The organism is Bacillus sp. JUb11 (assembly GCF_024807925.1).
GTDB classification, from domain to species: Bacteria; Bacillota; Bacilli; order Bacillales; family Bacillaceae; genus Bacillus; species Bacillus altitudinis.
The window spans coordinates 352879-373453 of the sequence record NZ_JANUEZ010000003.1; the positions used below are offsets into that span (position 1 = coordinate 352879).

Genomic DNA, 20575 nt, shown 5'->3' on the forward strand with positions numbered 1-20575 from the left:
TTAGCCTCCTAATTGGGTGATAACCATCAATGTATCTTGGCGATTGACCTCTTGTAATGGCTGTACCTTAATATCATATTGATCTGTATTCGTGATGACAGCAAGCGTAACTGGATCGTATCCTGCTTCCATGATTTTTTCTACATCAAATTCAATGAGTAAATCCCCTGCTTGTACACGATCTCCTGCCTGCACTTTTGGATAAAAATACTGTCCTTCCAACTGTACAGTATCAATGCCAATGTGGAATAATACTTCCATCCCTTTGTCCGTTTTCATACCAAGTGCATGGTTTGTTTCGAACAGCAAGGTGACCTCACCATCTACTGGTGCATATAACGCTCCTTCTGAAGGAACAATGGCAATTCCGTCTCCCATGACCTTTGAAGAGAAAATATCATCTTTTACTTCAGATAGAGAGATCATTTGACCAATCACAGGGCTTTTGAAAGTTTCCCCTGCTCCAATTTGTTCAGCAAATGCTTCTTGATCATTTGTCTTTTCTTCTACTTTTTTATCCTTACCTAATACAAAAGCAGCGATAAAAGCAACAACGAAGGAAATGACAGCTCCAATGACAGCAAACATTAGATTTCGAGGAAGCTCATCTGATATAAACATCGACATACTTGCTAATCCAGGACCAACAAGTACAAAAGCTTTTATACCAACTAATCCAATGAAGATTCCGCCAACAAACGAACCAATCATGACACTTCCAAGTACGCGTTTATTTTGAAGTGTCACACCATACAAAGCAGGCTCTGTGATGCCAAAAAATGCTGAAATTCCTGCCGATATGGCTGTTGATCTGAGTACCTTGTCTTTCGTGCGAAGTGCCACTGCGAAACATGCCCCACTTTCCGCAATATTATGCGCAAGTGATGCTGGTAAATAAAGTGCTTCTTTCCCGAGGTTCCCCATCGTTGTCACTGCATAAGGGACCATTGCTTTGTGCATGCCTGATGCAACCATAAACGGGAGTACCGCTGCTAAAATTGCGACAGCTACCCAGCCTACTGTATTAAACATCGCAAGAATAACGGATGAAAACCCTTGTCCTGCTGTAAAACCAAGTGGTCCTAATAACAGTAACGTAACTGGTACAGTAATGACTAATGACATCATTGGGACAAAGAAAATCCGAATTGGTTTTGGTGAAAATCGTGTGAAGAATTTTTCCATTTGAGCGTAAAGCAATACAGAAAGGATTGCTGGAAACACTTGATACGCATAAGCTATATTTTTTACGTCGAATGACATTAATTGCGCACCTTCAGTAAGCATGGCTGTCATGTTCGGAAGAAGGAGTGCACCGACTGCTGATAATGCGACCAGTGGGTTTACCTTTAGTTTATTTGCCGTTGTGACAGCGACTAGTAATGGCAGGAAGTATAGTGGTGCGTCACCCACCATGTTCAGTATTTGATAGGTTTGGCCTTTTGCATCCACCCAGCCTAATAAAGAGAAAAGGAGAAGAAATGATTTTAAAATCCCTCCGCCTGCGATAGCCGGAACAAGCGGCTGGAAGACACCCACAATGAAATCTAATAGAACTGTGCCTGCTTTTCTTTTTTCTTTTGGCTGATTGGATGGCACGCCTTGCCCGGATGAGCTGCCGCCCATTAAATTTGTTACCTTTTGATACACTTCAATCACGTCATTCCCAATGACCACTTGGCATTGTCCTGACATTCTGACAGCTATGACACCTGGTGTTTTTTCTAATGCTGGTACATCTGCTTTTTTCTGATCAATTAGTGTGAAGCGAAGTCTTGTTGAGCAGTGCTCAAGGTGCGCAATGTTTTCTTTACCACCTACATGCTGTAAAACATCTTTGGCGACTTGTGTGTAATCCATTTTTTCTCCTCCTTTTCTCATACATGGGACCTATATTTTGGCAATAAAAAAAGGACCTAAAACGACAAATTAAAGAAATTCATCGTTTTTAGATCCTGCCTGCATGACCAGTCACATGTCTAATTTATTTATATTGGATTTGCTTTTAGTATATATTGATTATATGAAAGCGTCAACATTTATTTTCCTAAAAATTATTGAGGTCTATATACCTAAATTAATTTTCTTTAATTTAGTTGAAGCAACCTTTCTCACTTTTTTTATACACCAATATTTTTTATCATCAATAAGAACTCTTTATTAATAAAAAACCAGATAAGTTCACTCATCTGGTTTCATATCATCTATTTTTTTCTTTCTTCCGCCTGCTTTTTGAATGCTTTCGCTTGTTTTTGGTATTCCTGTTTCGTAACCGCTTTTAACTCTACAGTACCGCCTGTCATTTTAAATGGAAGTTTGATTGATTTTACATCTCGATCAGTGGAACCTTTAATGATCCCATCTTCAATTAAAGGCTCATGGCCCATTACAAAATTTCTTCCATCCGTATCACCCATGACTTCTAATCTCATTTCTTTATAAGGCTTACACTCTTCTCCGGGAACAGTTGTGATTAGAAGGAAGCCGGACCATCCAAGCTCAATATGCATGGTTTTCACCTGTAAAAATAGTTGTTTGTCCTTTGCCGTATAGAGAAAACCATATACTTTCGCCACTTTCTCCTTGAAGTTTCTCATACTATCATAAAACCTATCTTCAGCGGTATCGAATAGATAATCATATCGTTTTTGAATCTCTTTATGATATTTATCTAGCTTTTTTTGATTGATTGCCTTATATATCATGCCTTTCTTTTCACCTTGTTTTTTTACTGAAAGGTCTTTTCCTGAAAAGTGAACTTCGTATACGATCGTTTCTTTACCTTGTGTGACTTTGAATTCATACCCATTTTCTTTTGAACTGCCAGATACGACAAATTGTTTTTTATAGATTTGCGGATCCCACCTCACTTCTTCTATATACTTTTCATTCAAATGCCCCGTTACTTTGCCTTTATTCTCAGATATCTCAAACCAGCTCATTCTATCCTTCGTTTTATACGCAAATGCATAGGCATGATTCAATGAATTCTTTTGTGCGACTGCTTGATATGCTGTCCAGCCGCCTCCACCTAAGATGAGTACTGCCAGGATAGACACGACACACATTTTCAGTTTACTCATACGTACCTCCACTCATATATGTTTTGAAAAACCTTCATGATCCCTATTTATTCTGATCGCCCTGAAATGCCATTCACAACATTCATCTGTTCCAACACGATCTACTTTTGCCATTCTTTCGCCTTCTTTTTGAATGCTTCTGTTTGTTCTTGATATTCCTCTTTCGTGACCACTTTAAATTCTATTGTCCCGCCTGCCATTTTAAAAGGAAATTTAATGTATGTTGCGTCTCGGTCAGTTTCACCTAAAATAAAACCCTTTTCAATTGCAGGATAAGTACTCAAATCAAACATCATCCCATCAGAAACTCCACCGGCTGTATGTTTCGTTTCTTTATAAGGTTCACCACCATCTCCTGGGGCCTTTCTCATTAGAAAAGAACCTGCCCATTCAGACTGCATATACATTCGTTTTACTTTTAGAAATAGTTGGTATGAACCATCCTCTGCCGTATACAGATAACCATAAGCGCCTGTTACTTTCTTAATGAAGTTTCGTACATAATCATGAAATCTATTTTCCGTGTCATCCATCAGTTTCTCATATCGAGTATGAATGTCCTGTTGAACAGCACGTAGGTTTTTTTGATCAACCGCTTTGTATGTGATGCTGTGCTTTTCACCTTGTCTTTTCACAGAAAGATCCTTTTCGGCAAGGTGAACTTCATATGTGACCGTTTCTTTCTCTTGCTTCACATGAAATTCGTAACCGTTTTCAATTGATTTCCCAGTTAATTGATATTTGTTGATAAATAGATTGGGATCATAATGCCTTTTCGGGTTTTCCTCTAAAATGGTTTCATTCAGATGACCTGTTACTTTTCCGTTTCTTTCCGTTACCTTGAACCAGTTCACACGATCATGAGTCTTATATGCAAAGGCGTAGGGATGATTCAAACCACTCTTTTTTGCGATTGCTTGATAGGCTATCCAGCCGCCTCCACCAATCAGTAGTACCGCCAGAATAGTCATGATCCAGATTTTCGATTTACTCATATGTCCCCCCCAAACTATGATCGTTCACTCTATATGAAGGATTCATCTCATTGATTAACAAATCAGTGATCTCTTCACCTCCTTTCTAGCATTTATTTTTTTCTCATACCTCTTGTATCTGCAGTTATACATCGTTTATTATATATCTAAATGATATATCTTTTAGATAGGTGTGTTGATCAATGAAAAAATACAATGATACGACGTATGCGATTTTGGGGATTTTAACGACAGATTGTAAGTCTGGGTATGAAGTGAAGCAATTAATTGATAGGAGCTTGCATCACTTTTGGAAAATTAGTTACGGACAAATTTATCCAGCTTTAAAGTTAATAGTCGAGGAAGGGCTTGCGAAGGTTTCACCCGCTTCTACAACTGGGCGCTCAGACAAGCGGGAGTATCATCTGACTGAAAAAGGGCTGGACACGTTGAGGCAATGGCTGGCGCAGCCGCTCGATCAAGTACCATCAGAACGAAATGAAGTGTTATTAAAGTTATTCTTTGGTCAATATCTTTCGTTTGAGAAAAAATTGGTGCTTTTACAGGATTATGAGAGGCAGCTCCGTATCCGTTATGAGACATATGTTGCGATTGAACAAAACATTCAAGAGCTGTATCCAGATGAAGCTGATGCGAAGTATTGGCTGTATACGTTAGATTACGGAAAGAAAGTGGCGCAGGCTGGAATTGATTGGTGCGTGGAGACCTGTGAATCGATGAAGAAAGAAGGATGAACAAATGAAAAAAAATATACGTGCTGGCAGGTATACAACAGACAATTCTGAGCCGATTGTTGTGTTCATTATCGGAATGAGAATCAATAAACGCTGGGCTGTCCATCAATGGCTGCCAGTATTTAAGGCGATGCCGGGGATGATCAAAGAACTTTATACACATCAAGAAGAACTTGGTTTTCTCGGGACAGAAAATTACTTCGGTTTACGCACCACCACCATGATCCAATATTGGAAATCAACAGAGGACCTCCTTGCCTACGCCAAGATGGAGAAGCATTTGGCTGCTTGGAAAGGATTTAACCAAAGAGCACGAAATAATGACGCGGTCGGAATTTATCATGAAACGTATCAAATTCAAGCCGGATCATATGAATCTATCTACGTGAACATGCCTTCATATGGATTGAGCCAAGCTAAAGCGCCCATCCTAATTGGAAAAGGGAAAGGAAAAGAAACCGCAAAAGAACGCCTTTCTACAACAAATTCCTAGAGCTGATTCTCTAGGAATTTCTTTTTGCAACCATCACAAAATGTTTTAATATGCGGGCAGTTAATCCCCAAATGGTGTAACGATCGTAATCATAAAACCACTCCTCAATCGAACGACTCCCCCAGCTGTATTTTTCACCATTCATGATTTTTTCATAAGGAAAGTCCTCTCCTGGTGTTGGCTGCACCGATACATGGTGTAAGTATGGTTCGTATTGGCTGAGCCATGATAGAGGCACAGTAAAGGTCTCCTCTACTTCTTCTTGATTAAAGGAATGTTTGACCTGCTGTTCATCAATGATTCCGACAAATGGATATACCACAAAGGATGGAGAGGCAATATAAGGACTGAGCTGTCCTAACACCTTGACGGATTCGGGCGGAATCCCTAGTTCTTCATATGTTTCCCGCAGTGCAGCTTCTTGTGCGGTTTCGTCGCCGTCGAGTTTGCCGCCAGGGAAGCTAATATCGCCAGGCTGTTTTCTCATCGTCAGTGATCGCACTTCAAATAAAACATGCCATTCCCCGTTTACTTGCACCAAAGGGACAAGGACTGCCGCTTTGAACGCTGTCTCTTCTCCGATAAATAGCGGCTGTGATTGATGTAAGTCACTTTTTAATTGATCAATGAACATGGGCATCACCTATTTTCCGTTTCTCTTTTCTTTAGCGTATCATTGATTTCCTTTTGAATAAAGGCGATCTTTCTGACAATTATTTTTATCATTTTGACAACTATACTTGTCAAAATGAATATAATACTTTACAATCAAGATAACATTTTGATCAGAGTTGAGGTGACAGAATGAAAAATCGGCTAAAAGAGCTGCGGGCACGTGATGGTTTAAACCAAACGGAGCTTGCGAAACGGGCAAAGGTTTCCCGCCAGACGATCAGCTTAATGGAACGAGATGAATTAATGCCGTCTCTCTTACTTGCTATGAGGCTTTCACGTATTTTTCAAGAACCCATTGAACATATTTTTCTATTCGAGGAGGATGAACTCACATGAAAACTGTATATAAAATGCTCTTAGGTGCTCTCCTTGGTTTTCTCGGTGCTTACTGTTTGCTGGCAGCCGAATTTGAGCTGACACTTCTGCAGACTGCATTTGAAGCGACTCTTGTCATCACTGGCTTGACAGTTCTATTCATCATTTATTGTTTTTCAGGCATTTCACGCATGAAGAAAAGAGTCTCTCTTTCGGTATCTGGTGATGAGGAGGATGAACTCGAGGTAAAACAGTACCGAACCTTTACTGATGTAACGTTAGCTAATACGGTGAGTACCATTTTATCGATTATTGCAATTGGAATTTCCATCGTAACCGAGCAGCCACTTTGGCTGATTCTCGCAAATGCTGCCTTATTTTTGATCACCGTCATTCTTTCTTATGTGTCAACCTCTGTCCTAAAGCTCGTCTATCCTAATCGTCACCTACCTAGTCCAACCGATAAAGATTATGGCAAAAAACTGCTCGCCATTTCTGATGAAGGCGAAAAGCATGTGATGCTCGATGGGCTTTTTCACACTTTTCAAATGATGAATATTTTATTGACCGGTGCCATGTTTATTTTGATTGTCTATTCTCTTGGCGCCAATCACTCTCAGCTCTTCTCCATCATCGTCGTTGGACTTGTTCTGATCATTCTTAATGCATACTATATGTTGAAGATTCGAAATCGTTAAATAAGCAAAAGCACAGCCATTTAAAAAGGCTGTGCTTTTTTGTTCATTATGCTGACCGACGTTTCTGTCGTGCATAAATCAAAAATAAGAACCCAAACCATACGGGTGTCAATAACAGGGCTGGACGTGTTGCGTCAGCAAAAAGCATGATGACAAGAATGGCAGCAAAGAGCACAAGAACCGCTATATTCACAAAAGGTGTAAATGGCGCTTTAAAGGTAGACGCCTTATGCAGTTCAGGACGTGTTTTCTTATATTTCAGATGGCATATTAAAATAATACTCCATACCCAAATGAAACAAATGGCACTGATTGTTGTCACAATACCAAAGGCTTGTTCAGGAATTAGCTTGCTTAAAAGAGCCCCTACTGACACCACAATTGTCGACACAAACAGGGCATTACTTGGAACAGCATGTTTATTTAGACGGCCAAAGGATGCCGGTCCTTGTTTTTGATGACTGAGATTATACAAAATTCGGCTCGTTGAGAACATACCGCTATTACAAGCAGACGCCGCAGATGTCAGGACGACAAAGTTGATGAGTCCCGCCGCTACTGGTATCCCAATGAGCCCAAAGGTTTTCACAAAAGGACTTTCTGATGCACTGAGTTCTGTCCATGGGTTGATGCATAGTAATACAAAAATCGCACCTACATAGAAAAATAGAATTCTTAATGGAATTTTATTAATCGCAGACGGGATGTTTTTTTGCGGATTCGCTGTTTCTGCTGCTGACACACCGACAAGTTCCACGCCCACATACGCAAAAATCACCATCTGGAATGACAATAAGAAGCCTGTCACACCATTTGGAAAGAATCCTCCGTGTGACCACAGATTCGTTACCGTCACGGTCCCTGCATCTGTTTGAAAACCAATGATTAACAGGACAATTCCAACGCCAATCAACAGTAATATCGTAATCACTTTAATCAGTGCAAACCAAAATTCCATTTCTCCAAAAAGCTTCACCGTTAATAAATTAAATCCTAGCAAAATCAATAAACAAATAATAGCAGGAATCCACTGCGGAATATCAAACCAGTACTGCACATACACCCCGACCGCAATAACATCCGCCATCGCTGTCATAATCCAGCAAAACCAATACGTCCATCCTGTCACAAAGGAAGCCCATGGTCCAAGATAATCCTCTGCTATATCCGTTAAAGACTGATAGCCCGCCTTAGATAAGAGCAATTCTCCAAGTGCCCTCATGACAAAAAAGATGGCCATTCCGACAATTAAGTACGCAAAAATGATCGATGGTCCAGCCAATTGAATGGCCTTTCCAGACCCTAAAAACAGCCCAGTTCCAATCGTTCCGCCAATGGCAATTAATTGAACATGACGGTTTGATAAATCTCGCTTTAACTCTTGTTGTGCCAATTCCAACACCCTCCTACGACACGATCCTATACTGAAATAATGAACTCTCAAAAAGTCCATAAAAAAAGAGATTGGATGCGCTCCAATCTCACGGTCATAAAAGAATAGCAAAATAGAGAAAAGCAATACACAGTATGATCCATGCATCACAAATACAATATTTCGTACTCTTCTGTCCTTTTGCCTGAGATTGTGAACCCTTCGGCGCCGCACATACATGCGGTCTCTCCAGAAGCTGCTCCTGCCATAGTGTGACCCACAGCAATCATAGCCTTCGATATTTACTTTAAATGTTGCTATTTCTGAATAATTTTATATTTTACGCCTCTAAAAGAAAGCTGTCAATGGTAATCTTTTAAGATGTTGTTTCCTCCTTATCTGAAGCTGATATGACATCACTTCATCAACACCCCTTGATTAAGGTATAATGAAACAAAGAATGTTCGGCTCGTTTGGTGAAGACATCCATCTTGATGATGAACCATAGTTAGGCAATCCAATGAAGTTGGTGAAGACAAATGAAAAAAATGAACAAACAGCGTGTGACATTACAAGAAGTCGCTCGGCATGCCGGTGTATCGACTTCAACGGCCTCACTCGTTGTTCGCAACAACCCTAGGATCTCTGAAGCCACCCGGAAAAAAGTGCTGCAATCCATGGAGGATTTGGGATACGTGTACGATCGCGTCGCTGCCAACATGCGGTCGAAAAGTTCAAATATTGTAGGTGTGATAGTCACGGATATTTCAAACACCTTTATTTCTGAATTTTTAATCGGTGTGCAAACCACCCTTGAGTCACTTGGCTATACCGTTTTACTTGGGACAACCTTTGATAGTGTGGATAAGCAGGAGCGGCTCATCTCCACAATGGTAGAGCACCGAGTGGGTGGAATCATCTTAAATCCAGCATCGAAAAGTTCGACACGAACGGTGAAACAATTAAACAACATTCGCACACCAAAAGTATTGGCAAACCGTGAATTAGCAGATGTCCATTGTGATTATGTCGGCGTTGATTATGAACAAGGCACTTGGATGGCGGTCCGTCATCTTCTTCAAAAAGGGCATCGCCGCATCGCCTTCTTAGGTGGAATCAAATCCTCCTCGACTTGGATTGAACGGATGAAAGGGTTCAAAAGAGCCCATGATGATGAGGACCTGACGATGGATGAATCTCTTATTATCGATATGGTGCCTACCCGTGAAGGCGGGAAAGAAGCCCTTGCCCAAGTGATTGACCTTCCCGAACCACCTACTGCTATTTTTTGCTTCAGTGATTTAGTGGCGTTTGGGGTCATTCAAGAATTGGCAGCGCGTGACATCAAGCCTGGTGAAGACATTGATGTAGTTGGGTTCGATAACATCCCTGAAGCGGAGATGTATCACCCGCCGCTCACCACAGTCTCATCATTTCCACGATCCATTGGAGTCAAAGCAGCCAACCTTTTGTATCATAAAATGAACGAGCAGGATGAAGAACTGCAGCGATTGATATTAAAGCCTCAACTTCATATTCGAGAAACCTCGACATGATCATGAAAAGGAGAATTGCAAAGCGATTCTCCTTTTTTTATTGAGCAAGTCAACTATTTCTTTATTACATTTTTCTTTTTTTAAATCGCAAAGTCATAAACTTGACACATTTTATACACAGGAGTATATTTATCTCGTTGCTTCTTTTAGTATATCGTTATACCTTTTGTGAACATATCGTTATTTATCATATCAACTACAGTTAAAGATGGATCTTTTGATTCTGATCAAATCGAGGAAGTCCATCAACTTATGATAACTGTTATTATTTTTAATTATTTAGTAGAACGATGTACTTATTTGAAGAACAGATGAATATTCATTATTTTTTCATCAATCACACAAGGGGTGTTGTGATGGACTTAATATTATTTACGTTTAAGGAAATAACAAAGGGTAACAAGAATTTGGCCCGAACAGGGTTTCAAATATAGGAGTGGGAACATGAAAAATCCATACATTAAATCATCACTTGGCATGTACTTAAACTATTTCATGCTAGGCATGATCAATATTATTGTGGCATCAAACATGGAAAGCTTATCTGAACGCTACCATGTAGATATTCCAAAAATCAGCTTGCTTGTATCAGCAATCGGGATCGGTAAATTAATTGCTCTCTTTTTCTCTGGCCGGCTGGCAGACAGCTGGGGGCGAAAACCTGTCATTATTACAGGTAACTTTCTCTACTTATTATTCTTAATTGGGATTCCAATAACGACCAATTATACATTGGCTTTCATTTTTGCCATTTCCGCAGGGATTGCGAACTCATTACTTGATTCAGGAACATATCCTGCTTTGACAGAGTCATTTCCTAAAAAAGCAAGTTCAGCTTCTGTATTAGTGAAGGCGTCTGTATCAATTGGTGCGACTGTTCTTCCATTTATCTTGGCATTCCTTATTGCACATGACATCTTCTGGGGCTGGGCATTCTTTGGTCTAGGACTTCTTTATTTACTTGTAGGCATTTACTTGATCTTTATGCCGTTCCCAAATCATAAGCAAACGGCTTCTCAAAACGATCTTCCCGTTCAAGAGCAAATGAAGGAAGAACCGAAAATGTTTGGTGAAGGTTTAGCTGTTGTACTTATGGGATTCACGTCTACTGCATTATTTGTCGTATGGCAAACTTGGCTTCCACAGCTCGGGCTGAAATTGATTGGGCTTGGCTCAGGACAAGCGACACAGCTTCTTTCTTATTTTAGTATTGGTGCACTCGTATCTGTTCTATTGCTTTCAATCGTATTAGATAAATTCATTTCACCGATTATGGTCGCCATTATTTACCCAATCGGGGCATTCCTTGCCATGCTTTCACTATTTCAAATTGAAACGTACGGCATTGTCATTGTTAGTACCTTTTTCTTAGGATTATTTACAGCCGGCATTTTCCAGTTGGCGATGAGTATTATGATGAAATTATTCCCTACAAACAAAGCAACGGCTTCATCATATGTCAACATTGCGGCAAGCTCAGCGTTTATCCTTGTTCCGCTGATTACAAGCGGACTCGTCAGCACGTACGATATTAAAATGACTTTATTCTTCGATATGATCATTGCGGTCATCAGCGTATTGTTAGCAGTCTTTGTTTTACGACGCATGAAAAAATTGTTTAGATAATTAAAGGAGATGTCAATCATGACAAACATACACGAACGTAATATTGATGGAAAAACAAAATTAGTCGGTCTTCTTGCAACACCAATCGGGCACAGCCTGTCACCACGGATGCACAACCTTGGCTATACACTAACAGGAATCAACTATGCTTACCTTGCTTTTGAGGTAGGAAATGATGAACTAGAAGCAGCAGTAAACGGGATGAAAGCAATGGGTGCAGCTGGATTTAACGTATCCATGCCGAACAAAATGAAAGTACTCGATTACTTAGATGAACTAGATGATTCTGCAAAATATACTCGCGCAAGCAACACAGTTGTGAACAAAGATGGCAAGCTGGTTGGTTACAACACAGATGGTCTTGGTTACGTAAGAAACTTAATTGAACACGGCGTTGAATTAGCTGGACAAAAGGTTACACTCGTTGGATCTGGCGGCGCTGCAACACCGATCGCCATTCAGCTTGCACAATCAGGTATTCGTGAAATTAGTATTTTTGCTCGTAATGATCAATACTTTGTTCAAGCAGAGGAAAATGTAAATTACATCAACAACGAAATGAAATCATTCGGTGTCAAAGCGAATATCTTCCCACTTGAAGACAAAGACGCTTTCCGTCGTGAAGTAGCTGAAAGTGCGATCTTAGCAAACGGGACAAGCCTTGGCATGAAACCATTAGATGAGCTCAGCATTATTGACGATACCCTTGATGTATTACGCAAAGACTTAATCGTGACAGATGTCGTCTACAACCCGCAAAAAACAAAACTTCTTGCTCAAGCACAAGAAGCTGGTGCCAAAACGATTAACGGTCTTGGCATGATGCTATGGCAAGGTGCCCTTGCGTACAAACTCTTTACTGGCGAGGATATGCCTGTTGAACAAGTGAAACAAATTCTATTTGAAAATGACCGTTTCTAAACGAAACACAGAAAAAAGACGACCTCCGCTTTGGAAGTCGTCTTTTTTTATTCGTGTATCATCACACGGCGATATCGATAAAGGATATACACCGCGCCGATGATCGCCACAACAGCCACACCCGCATCAAATATAAAGATTTGCAAAATGGTCGAGTGGGTTTCGATCAAACCAGTGACGACTGGAATCACAATGGCGGACACTCCGCCTGCTGTTGAGATAATTCCTGTCATCGTCCCTTTGTTTTTCCAGAAGAACTCAGCCATTACGGTTAACGTCAGCTGAAAGACACCCGCTGTTGAAAAGCCCAATACAAATGCATTGACGGTCCCGATGACTGGAGACTTCACGACCAATAGCACACAGATAGAGGCTAATGTAATAATCGGATAGAGTAGCAGCACGGTGACCGGACGAACAATGCGGCGCAAAAGAAATGCGAGTAATAAGACAGACAGCAAACCGCCCATGCTATAGTAACTAAGCAGCTTCACAGCACTGCCAGAAGCCATTCCCAATATTTCCTCACCGTACGTAGGCAGCCAAATTTGCGGCAAGGCGTACAGACCATTTGATGTAAAACTGATCACAATCAGTGCGACCCCTTCTCTCCAAAACGTAGGCTCTGATGAGAAGCGCGGAAGTCCATCATGCTCCGTCACCTGAACTTGCTCCACCTTGCGATGATTTGGAAATGGCAATGTCCACAGCATCATCACATTCACTAAATAGATAAAAGCAGGTACAAAAAACGCAAATCCATAAAACAGATCATGCTCTGCTAAAAAGAAAATAGCGAGCGGCAGAATGGTCGCCCCAATCGAAATAAACGCCTTCACCATCACATTTGCAGATCCCGAGTTTTGAGGAAAAGCTTCCATTAAAGCCGGATACGTCCCTGCATCCATCGCCGAATTCGCCACCCCTGCCAAAATCGCAAACGCAAACGCGATTTGATAATTCGGAGACAACGGGATTCCGATGAGGAACACCGCCATCAGCACCCCGGAAACCAAAATGACTGGCTTTCGTCCAAAACGATCTGACAGTACGCCCGATAAACCATACGTGAGCACCCTGCCAATACCGAGTGCAGATATCATATAACTTATCCCCGCACTATTTGTATCTAATTGTTTGATCAAAAATGGCATATTAGAAGCCAAAATAATATTGACCATACCTAATAAAAAATAATTGATATAAAGACTAGAGGCCGTTCTCAAATACGGATTCCTCATGCTGACACACCCCTCAACACATTGCAATGAAGTGACAAATAATGGTTACGCTTACAAGATTCATGCGTGAGGAGAAACAGCTTTGCAACCTTCACGTACTTGAAACATCTCATCATTTCATACAGCTTACATGCCCTTCATTTATCAAGCATCTCTTCAAATTTTCACTAGCTCTTATTTTATATGAATGTGAAAGGTAATGATAGTGAATTGCTTAAATTTGAGGGAAATTGTGATAGAAAAAATTCCTCTAAACTCACATTCCCCAAAGACTAAACTCATAAAAATATTCTTTACGCTCTATGCATCATCCAAAATGAAAATCCTCTGCTATTAAAATGAAATCACCGTATCCACTTGAGAATTTGATGTGCTCAAGAAGTTTCGTTAAATGATGAAACACTTCATTTACATTCATCAAGAGCGATTCAATTTCATGATCTCAGAAAAACAGCAATCTCCCTTGTTTAGGAGTCGCTATCACCCTTAAGGCCATTTCCGTTAACAGTTGTGTAGGCTTTTCTATATGCTCTAGTTAGTTGTCTCCATGTATTTGACTTTTATGTTCTCTTGATTGCAGGAAAGTAAATACCTGCTGACAAAACAAATGATTTTCTTTGATCTCTAAAAAAGGGGGAAATGAAACAACCAGTCACCGAAAGAATTTCGACAACTGGCTGTTTCATACGGTGTTTTGCTCCCAGTCTCACAAAACGGGAGGGCAAGTCCCAAATGTGGGGATTGTTTAAAATATTACGGATTATTCTCTTTTAGAGATACTATGAATGGCTTTGTATTCGCTCCTGTATTTTCTGGGTATGATCTTGATTTAAAATCATTGCCAATTCGGCCTCATCTAGAACAGATCCCCATCTAAAGATAATTTCACCATTCAAACCATACTTCAAAAAAAGCGCTTGATAATCTACTTCATGACTATTCTGATCCAATCCTGTGAAAAACAAATCTTTTATAGGTTCCTCTGTGAGCATAGAATCTCTTCTACTGGCAATCATGAAACTAGATTGATACTGATCCACTATTCGCAATGCCTTATCTAAATCAGATTGAGGTACTTTGGCCATACTGACATAAAATTGATTTTCTTGTTCATCTAAAAGTAATTCTGGCCCCTTTTCAAAACCTGAAGTATTTATTTCCGAATCAATTGATTTCCATACTTTTCGGAATCTCTCTATTCGCGAATGTACATCATTTACTTTCTTACTTAGAAAGATATAAACATGGTAATTAGTTAATTGCCCGCTAAAAATTTCGATTAATTCATTTTGACAATAACTTTGAAAAGCCTCTATTCCACCATCATTTAAAAAGTGATATCCGTTTATACTATATACACTTAACTGTTTACATTCATTTATTTTCTGATCTAACCACTTATAGTAGTTTGTCACACCTTGTTCGAATTCAAGTTTTATTTTCATTAGTCACCTTTTAATCAGTAATTAAAATTGCTCGAATTGGACAACTGCTTTTTCTTTTTGTAAAAACTCATCAAAAAGAGATACTAATCTATTTATATTCTCTTCTTTTGAATACAGTAACGGATTATAACCATCTGAAGGAGGCATATAATGAATAAATGGTTCCATATCCTCAGGGTAACCAAAATCAGCGTATACTTCACACAATTCATCCAATAACTCTTCAGGTGACTTCTTATTTTTTTCTTTTAAGTGAGACGTTATACCATATCTCCATTTCCTTTTTTCAATGTCCCATTGGCTAGATTCTTCTTCTACCAAATCATTGTATAATTCTACTAATATCATTTGGAGTTTTCTATAATCCTCATCTGGATCGCCAGCACCCCAAGCTAATTCTAGGATTAAAGAATTTTCACATTCAGTATGATTAGATAAGTATTCCACTGCATACTTGCTTATTTCTTTGTATGAGATCAAATCTAGCCTAATTCCTACATATATAGTTTTCCAATCATAGTGAATATTATATGTTTTTAAGACCTCTATAGAAAATTTCATTTCTCTTCATTCCTATCTCTTAGGATTTTGATTAGGCAATCCTGTAATTTCACCTTCTGGAATAAACCTTCTATGAGTAACTCCCTTATTTGGATCGACAATCCACTCAAAAATACCATTTTGATCTTTAACCGAAAACACTCTTTCAATTATTCGCAAATCTTTATTATAAACATCCTTATAGCTATAGTATTTCATACCACCCTCTATTTGATACAGCTTAACCTTTGTTTTATCACCACCGACCAAATCAAACTCTTTAGCCAATGGTGTGTAATTGTCAATTATATCATTGAAACCATGTTGACCATCTGGCTTTTTCAACGCACTCCCGACCCTTTTACTATCTATTACCGGATGTTCAATTTTATCTCCTTTAATCCCCATCTTCCCATGAAATCCTTTCGCCCCAAACGGCAAAAGCATCCCCAGAGCCGCATTCATACTCGCTTCCTGCTGTTCTTTCGAGACTTTATTTCCAAACATATCTCGACCCGTAATCGCTTCACTGAAGCCGTTTGTTGCGGTGAGGCCATATAAGCCTTTTTGTGATGTTTTCAACGCATCGAAAGACTTCTGTGATGTCTTGTAAATGTCGACCGCTCTTACTGCGGCTGAGGTGGCTTGAGTCGTTTTATAAACGGCTTTACCGCCTTTGAAAATCCGGCCTGCCCAGCCGACAATCGGGATGTAGCCTGCTGCTGCCATGCCGCCTGCGGCGACCCGTTGGCCTGCGGTGAGTTCTTCACCTGTGATCGGATCGACACCTGTTGCGGCACGTTTTGCATCGTTCACGCCTGTCAGTTCATTGACGATATTTCCTCCGTAATCAAGAGCTTTTTCATACCAAGGACGGTTGGCGAGCGCTTCTTGTTCCTTTGCGATCTTGCGGGCTTCTTCTTGATCTTTTTTGATTTTTAGATATTCAGAAGTTTGCTTCTCAATATCGCTTTTTGCCTTGTAGATTTCGCTATTTTGATACGCTTTCTTGTCAAAATTCATAGGCAAAATGGATTTTCCGTCATTTGTCGCATTCATCATTTCTGCGTACAATGCCATTGTAGCCTTCTCCTCAGTCTCTGACAAAGCATATTCATCTTTTAGATTTTGATCAAGTTCTATTAAATCTTTAACCGTTTTCTTCCGTTCATCTTCCGCATCTGCAATCTTTTCGTCAAAGGTTTTACTATCAAATACCTCCAGAGAAATGAGGTCATCAATATCTTGAAAAATCGTTTTGAGTGCCTTTTTTTGATCCTTCACGATGCTTTTGGCATTCTTGATTCCCATATGTACAGCGTTGTCTAAAAAGTGTTCTTCTACAAAGGTGTCGCCGCCAAAATTTGTATCATCAAGCGTCCCAGAAACACCTTCATGAAAGGCCTTTTGCTTATCGATGAAGCTGATAAACATGTCCACATTTCCGGCGAGTTCTTTGTAGAAGCTTTTAATGTTATCGGCACCTTTTCCAGTGAAGTCGTCACCGAGGTTGGCAACACCTTGAAGTGCCTTTTTTAAATCTATCATTTGTTCGCGGAGTTCCTGATAGTGTTTTGCCCTTGTATCCATGGCACTGGTTAGTGCTTTTGCATCAAGTATCTTGCCCAGATTAAGCCACTCCCTTCATTATTGATCATAAAGTCTATTTTACCGTGACCTCCAAAACGGAAAAATAGGCTAAATGACATAAAAAATGGAATGGACTCTCTATTCAATTTACCCTCTACAATGGATAAACGAGTTTATCCATTGTAGAGATATAGAAAAGGCCAGACAGTTCATTATACTCTGTCTGGCCACATGTTCACGTTACTTATAATCATTGATTGGTCCTTTATCCATCAAAACATCGATCTCATTTGAATATTTCATTTTTAACTTCGGTCTACGCTCAGAGTTTGGTTTACTGTAAAGCTCTAGTGGACGGATGATCACGCCATCATTTGTGTTTTGAAGAATACCTGGAACACAAGAATAAATTCGATCATTGTCATTTGCATGTTTCGCGTGAATCGTGACAGACGTTCCTTGATGATTATCGATACTCATAGACACTCTATATCTATAGAAAGAACCTGTTCCATTTGATTGAGCAGAGTAAACAACGGGTACCACCGCAAGGATATCATCATTTAACCTTAGTTTAATGACTTCTGTTTTCATTGATTCACGATCTCTACCGACATCTCCCATATGCTCAACAGCCCCGTTACCGTAACTTTTGAGAGCGGGAACACCTTTTGCGCCAAACATGGCCACATCTATTTGTTTTCCTGACTTCGTATAGACCAATGCGTAAATATCATAATCGGTTCCAGACTCCCAAGATACTGTAGCCGTAATCTCTGGTGTTTTTTCAATGATGATCGGTTTATGACCTTTGTCTAGACTAATTTTACCTTGAACTTTCTCTAAGCTAATAGGTGCAGCGACTTTCTCTTTAGCCGCTGTGTTCATTGGAGCAGGCTCATTAATTTGTTTTTCAGAAACCATTTCAGGAGGTGTAGAAACATCCTGTTCATCAGGTTCAACCTCCACCCCATAAAGCTTGCATAGCCCTTCCAATCCAGAATCGAAGCCACGCCAGATGGATCGTGCTTTCGTTTCACTATTTCTTATGTATAGCTCTACTACGACAATGCCCTTTTCATTTGTAAAGCTTACTGGTGTTAGGTATAGGACCTCATCACCTGTTCGAATTTCTGCTTGCAGATTCTTCACATGAGAAAAGCCGATTCCTCGATCCTCTGTTAGTGTAATAGCCATCTTTGTGATTCCGACAGGCACTTTGCTCATATCAAAATTCAATTGATGTCTTTTCAACTGATCTGATATCTCTGCTGGTAAAAGTGTTGCGACACCCGTAGTACTCTCCGGCTGATTGTAAAAAATAATGCCATTATCTCCTTGAACTAGATTTGAATCTGTTAAGAGAAACGCCGTTAAAGAAATATCAATTGCAGATGACACTTCATAACTGATGGATAATTGCCCCTTTGGAGAGTTTAGTACGGTATTGGCACCCATTTGCAGAGTTTGATTCATTTCAACAACTCCTATTCTTTATCTACCATTTATCGTTTTTATAGACCAATTATACCAAATAGTGCAATAGAACCTATTAATATCTTTCTCTCTTTTCATCTCTGCAATGATATGAGACAATGCCACCTAAAAACAAACTACTCTCGAAAGGAGAATCAATGTGTATAAAAAAATCATCCCAGCTGTTACAGTGATATTCGGTTTTTGGATTCTTCTTCAATTAGCATTTAGTATCAATGTCTTCCACAATCCAATGAATTATTTTATTGTGATCACTCTCTTTTTTATTTGTATTCAGGCCACATTGAAGCATAGGAAATAAAAAAACCCGAACAAGCGCATCCCACGCTCATCCGGGCCAGTCATTTCTTTATTACACTTCTTCACCATTCGTTGCGATGACGTTTTGATACCAAGTAAACGAATCTTTTTTAAGACGCTTCATTGAACCATTACCTTCGTTATCACGGTCAACATAAATCATGCCGTAGCGTTTTTTCATTTCACCGGTTGTGAATGACACGATATCAATGATGCCCCAAGGTGTGTAGCCGATGAGGTCCACACCGTCATATTCAACCGCTTTTTTCAGTGCTTGAATATGAGAAGCGAGATATTGAATTCGCTCTGGGTCATGAATAGAGCCGTCTTCTTCCACTTGATCAATGGCACCAAAGCCATTTTCCACAATGAATAGCGGGATTTGATAGCGATCGTAAAAACGATTCAATGTATATCTTAAGCCTGTCGGATCAATGGACCAGCCCCAGTCACTTGATTTGATATACGGATTTTCTACACCATGTGGCAATGCTCCATTGACAATGTCTCCGTTGTGATCAGATACTGCATCGCTTTTGACCGTTGTAGACATGTAGTAGCTAAAGCCAAGGTAATCTACTTTTCCTTTTCTTAAACTTTCTTCATCGCCTTCTTCAAATGGAATGTGATAGCCTTCGCGCTCAAATTCTTTTAACGCGTAGCTTGGATAGTAGCCACGCACTTGGACATCTGGGAAGAAATAGCGCTGTCTCATATATTCTTCTGCCAGCATGACATCCTCTGGGTTTGAGGAATATGGATAAATTGGCACGTGGGACACCATCGCTCCAATTTGAAAGGAAGGATTGATCTCTTTTCCTTTTGCCACTGCCCATGCACTTGCAAGCAATTCATGATGGCCCGCTTGATACATGACTTCTTTGGCATTTTCGCCTTCTTTGACAGATACCCCTGAATTTGTCCAAAGGAACAACGGGTTGTTGACGTCCATTTTGTTATTGATTTCATTAAATGTCATCCAGTACGTGACCTTGTCCTTGTAACGATTGAAGCAAACTTCCGCGAAATTCGCGAAATATTCAGCGACTTTTCTGCTTCGGAATCCGCCGTATTCTCTTGCCAAATGAAGGGGCATTTCAAAGTGAGACAGCGTAATGACAGGCTCGATTCCATGTTTAATCAGTTCATCAAACACATCATCATAAAACTGTAAGCCTGCTTCATTCGGCTCTTCTTCATCCCCTTTAGGGAAAATTCGGCTCCAGCCGATCGATGTTCGCAAGCATTTTAATCCCATTTCAGCAAACATGGCGATATCTTCTTTGTAACGATGGTAGAAATCAATGGCTTCATGGTTTGGATAAAAAGTTCCTTCTTCTATCGTTTCCGTGATCTGTCTTGGTACACCATGAGCACCTGCTGTCATCACATCTACAACACTCGGCCCTTTGCCAGCTGCATTCCATCCACCTTCGAATTGATGAGCGGCTAATGCCCCGCCCCATAAGAAATCTTTTGGTAAAGTCATTATCT

The 20575-nt window shown here is 40.0% G+C and carries 20 protein-coding genes and 1 riboswitch; of the genes, 8 read left to right on the top strand and 12 right to left on the bottom strand.

The genetic code is table 11. The features are described 5' to 3' along the window. The 3 genes from M2369_RS07805 to M2369_RS07815 all read right to left on the bottom strand — a co-directional run bounded on the left by M2369_RS07805 (window position 1) and on the right by M2369_RS07815 (window position 4078). On the bottom strand, window positions 1–1860 hold the full coding sequence (locus M2369_RS07805) for a beta-glucoside-specific PTS transporter subunit IIABC (RefSeq protein WP_259253935.1): 1860 nt from the start codon (window positions 1858–1860) through the stop codon (window positions 1–3). A 344-nt stretch (window positions 1861–2204) separates the two neighbouring features. Beyond that, entirely contained in the window at window positions 2205–3083 is an 879-nt protein-coding gene (locus M2369_RS07810) for a hypothetical protein (RefSeq protein ID WP_045033641.1), read from the bottom strand. A 101-nt stretch (window positions 3084–3184) separates the two neighbouring features. After that, window positions 3185–4078, bottom strand: coding sequence for a hypothetical protein (locus M2369_RS07815; protein WP_168948350.1), 894 nt, complete (start codon window positions 4076–4078; stop codon window positions 3185–3187). A gap of 182 nt (window positions 4079–4260) precedes the next feature. On the opposite strand from M2369_RS07815, the gene M2369_RS07820 reads away from it, so the two are divergent. Next, window positions 4261–4812, top strand: coding sequence for a PadR family transcriptional regulator (locus M2369_RS07820; protein WP_008347390.1), 552 nt, complete (start codon window positions 4261–4263; stop codon window positions 4810–4812). Window positions 4813–4816: 4 nt separating this feature from the next. Next, on the top strand, window positions 4817–5305 hold the full coding sequence (locus M2369_RS07825; RefSeq protein WP_008347392.1) for a DUF4188 domain-containing protein: 489 nt from the start codon (window positions 4817–4819) through the stop codon (window positions 5303–5305). 10 nt (window positions 5306–5315) lie between these two features. Here M2369_RS07825 and M2369_RS07830 read toward each other — a convergent pair whose 3' ends face one another. Then, a complete protein-coding gene (locus tag M2369_RS07830) occupies window positions 5316–5939 on the bottom strand; it encodes an NUDIX hydrolase (RefSeq protein ID WP_024720463.1) in 624 nt (207 codons plus the stop codon). Between the two features lie 170 nt (window positions 5940–6109). On the opposite strand from M2369_RS07830, the gene M2369_RS07835 reads away from it, so the two are divergent. Together M2369_RS07835 and M2369_RS07840 are read left to right on the top strand one after the other, a co-directional pair. Next, window positions 6110–6316, top strand: a complete 207-nt coding sequence (locus tag M2369_RS07835; protein WP_008347396.1) for a helix-turn-helix transcriptional regulator — start codon at window positions 6110–6112, stop codon at window positions 6314–6316. Continuing rightward, window positions 6313–6993 carry a DUF3169 family protein gene (locus tag M2369_RS07840; RefSeq protein ID WP_096882097.1) on the top strand — a complete coding sequence of 227 codons (681 nt, stop codon included), beginning with the start codon at window positions 6313–6315 and terminating at the stop codon, window positions 6991–6993. The genes M2369_RS07835 and M2369_RS07840 overlap by 4 nt, the downstream gene beginning before the upstream one ends. Before the next feature lie 46 nt (window positions 6994–7039). Here the strand turns inward: M2369_RS07840 and M2369_RS07845 are convergent, their stop codons facing one another. Next, window positions 7040–8386: an amino acid permease gene (locus M2369_RS07845; protein WP_259253936.1), complete on the bottom strand. Its 1347-nt coding sequence runs from the start codon at window positions 8384–8386 to the stop codon at window positions 7040–7042. A gap of 162 nt (window positions 8387–8548) precedes the next feature. Beyond that, a riboswitch (glycine riboswitch) is annotated at window positions 8549–8628 on the bottom strand. Between the two features lie 276 nt (window positions 8629–8904). On the opposite strand from M2369_RS07845, the gene M2369_RS07850 reads away from it, so the two are divergent. The 3 genes from M2369_RS07850 to M2369_RS07860 all read left to right on the top strand — a co-directional run bounded on the left by M2369_RS07850 (window position 8905) and on the right by M2369_RS07860 (window position 12468). Continuing rightward, window positions 8905–9921, top strand: coding sequence for a LacI family DNA-binding transcriptional regulator (locus M2369_RS07850; RefSeq protein ID WP_024720466.1), 1017 nt, complete (start codon window positions 8905–8907; stop codon window positions 9919–9921). Window positions 9922–10365: 444 nt separating this feature from the next. Continuing rightward, a complete protein-coding gene (locus tag M2369_RS07855; protein ID WP_024720467.1) occupies window positions 10366–11547 on the top strand; it encodes an MFS transporter in 1182 nt (393 codons plus the stop codon). 18 nt (window positions 11548–11565) lie between these two features. Continuing rightward, window positions 11566–12468, top strand: coding sequence for a shikimate 5-dehydrogenase (locus M2369_RS07860; RefSeq protein WP_008344408.1), 903 nt, complete (start codon window positions 11566–11568; stop codon window positions 12466–12468). 47 nt (window positions 12469–12515) lie between these two features. Here M2369_RS07860 and M2369_RS07865 read toward each other — a convergent pair whose 3' ends face one another. The 6 genes from M2369_RS07865 to M2369_RS07885 all read right to left on the bottom strand — a co-directional run bounded on the left by M2369_RS07865 (window position 12516) and on the right by M2369_RS07885 (window position 18760). After that, window positions 12516–13709, bottom strand: a complete 1194-nt coding sequence (locus M2369_RS07865; protein WP_024720468.1) for an MFS transporter — start codon at window positions 13707–13709, stop codon at window positions 12516–12518. 307 nt (window positions 13710–14016) lie between these two features. After that, entirely contained in the window at window positions 14017–14142 is a 126-nt protein-coding gene (locus M2369_RS19485; protein ID WP_427243602.1) for a YxiF family protein, read from the bottom strand. Between the two features lie 346 nt (window positions 14143–14488). Further along, window positions 14489–15154: a hypothetical protein gene (locus M2369_RS07870; RefSeq protein WP_045033623.1), complete on the bottom strand. Its 666-nt coding sequence runs from the start codon at window positions 15152–15154 to the stop codon at window positions 14489–14491. Between the two features lie 21 nt (window positions 15155–15175). After that, window positions 15176–15715 carry a DUF2247 family protein gene (locus M2369_RS07875; protein ID WP_096882099.1) on the bottom strand — a complete coding sequence of 180 codons (540 nt, stop codon included), beginning with the start codon at window positions 15713–15715 and terminating at the stop codon, window positions 15176–15178. Window positions 15716–15727: 12 nt separating this feature from the next. After that, complete coding sequence (locus tag M2369_RS07880) at window positions 15728–17284, bottom strand: ribonuclease YeeF family protein (protein ID WP_396126106.1); 1557 nt, start codon at window positions 17282–17284, stop codon at window positions 15728–15730. 240 nt (window positions 17285–17524) lie between these two features. Continuing rightward, complete coding sequence (locus tag M2369_RS07885) at window positions 17525–18760, bottom strand: TerD family protein (RefSeq protein WP_058336393.1); 1236 nt, start codon at window positions 18758–18760, stop codon at window positions 17525–17527. Window positions 18761–18920: 160 nt separating this feature from the next. On the opposite strand from M2369_RS07885, the gene M2369_RS07890 reads away from it, so the two are divergent. Then, window positions 18921–19082, top strand: coding sequence for a hypothetical protein (locus M2369_RS07890; protein ID WP_041508051.1), 162 nt, complete (start codon window positions 18921–18923; stop codon window positions 19080–19082). Window positions 19083–19133: 51 nt separating this feature from the next. Here the strand turns inward: M2369_RS07890 and bglA are convergent, their stop codons facing one another. Beyond that, window positions 19134–20573 carry a 6-phospho-beta-glucosidase BglA gene (gene bglA, locus M2369_RS07895; RefSeq protein ID WP_100325713.1) on the bottom strand — a complete coding sequence of 480 codons (1440 nt, stop codon included), beginning with the start codon at window positions 20571–20573 and terminating at the stop codon, window positions 19134–19136. Window positions 20574–20575: the final 2 nt, after the last annotated feature.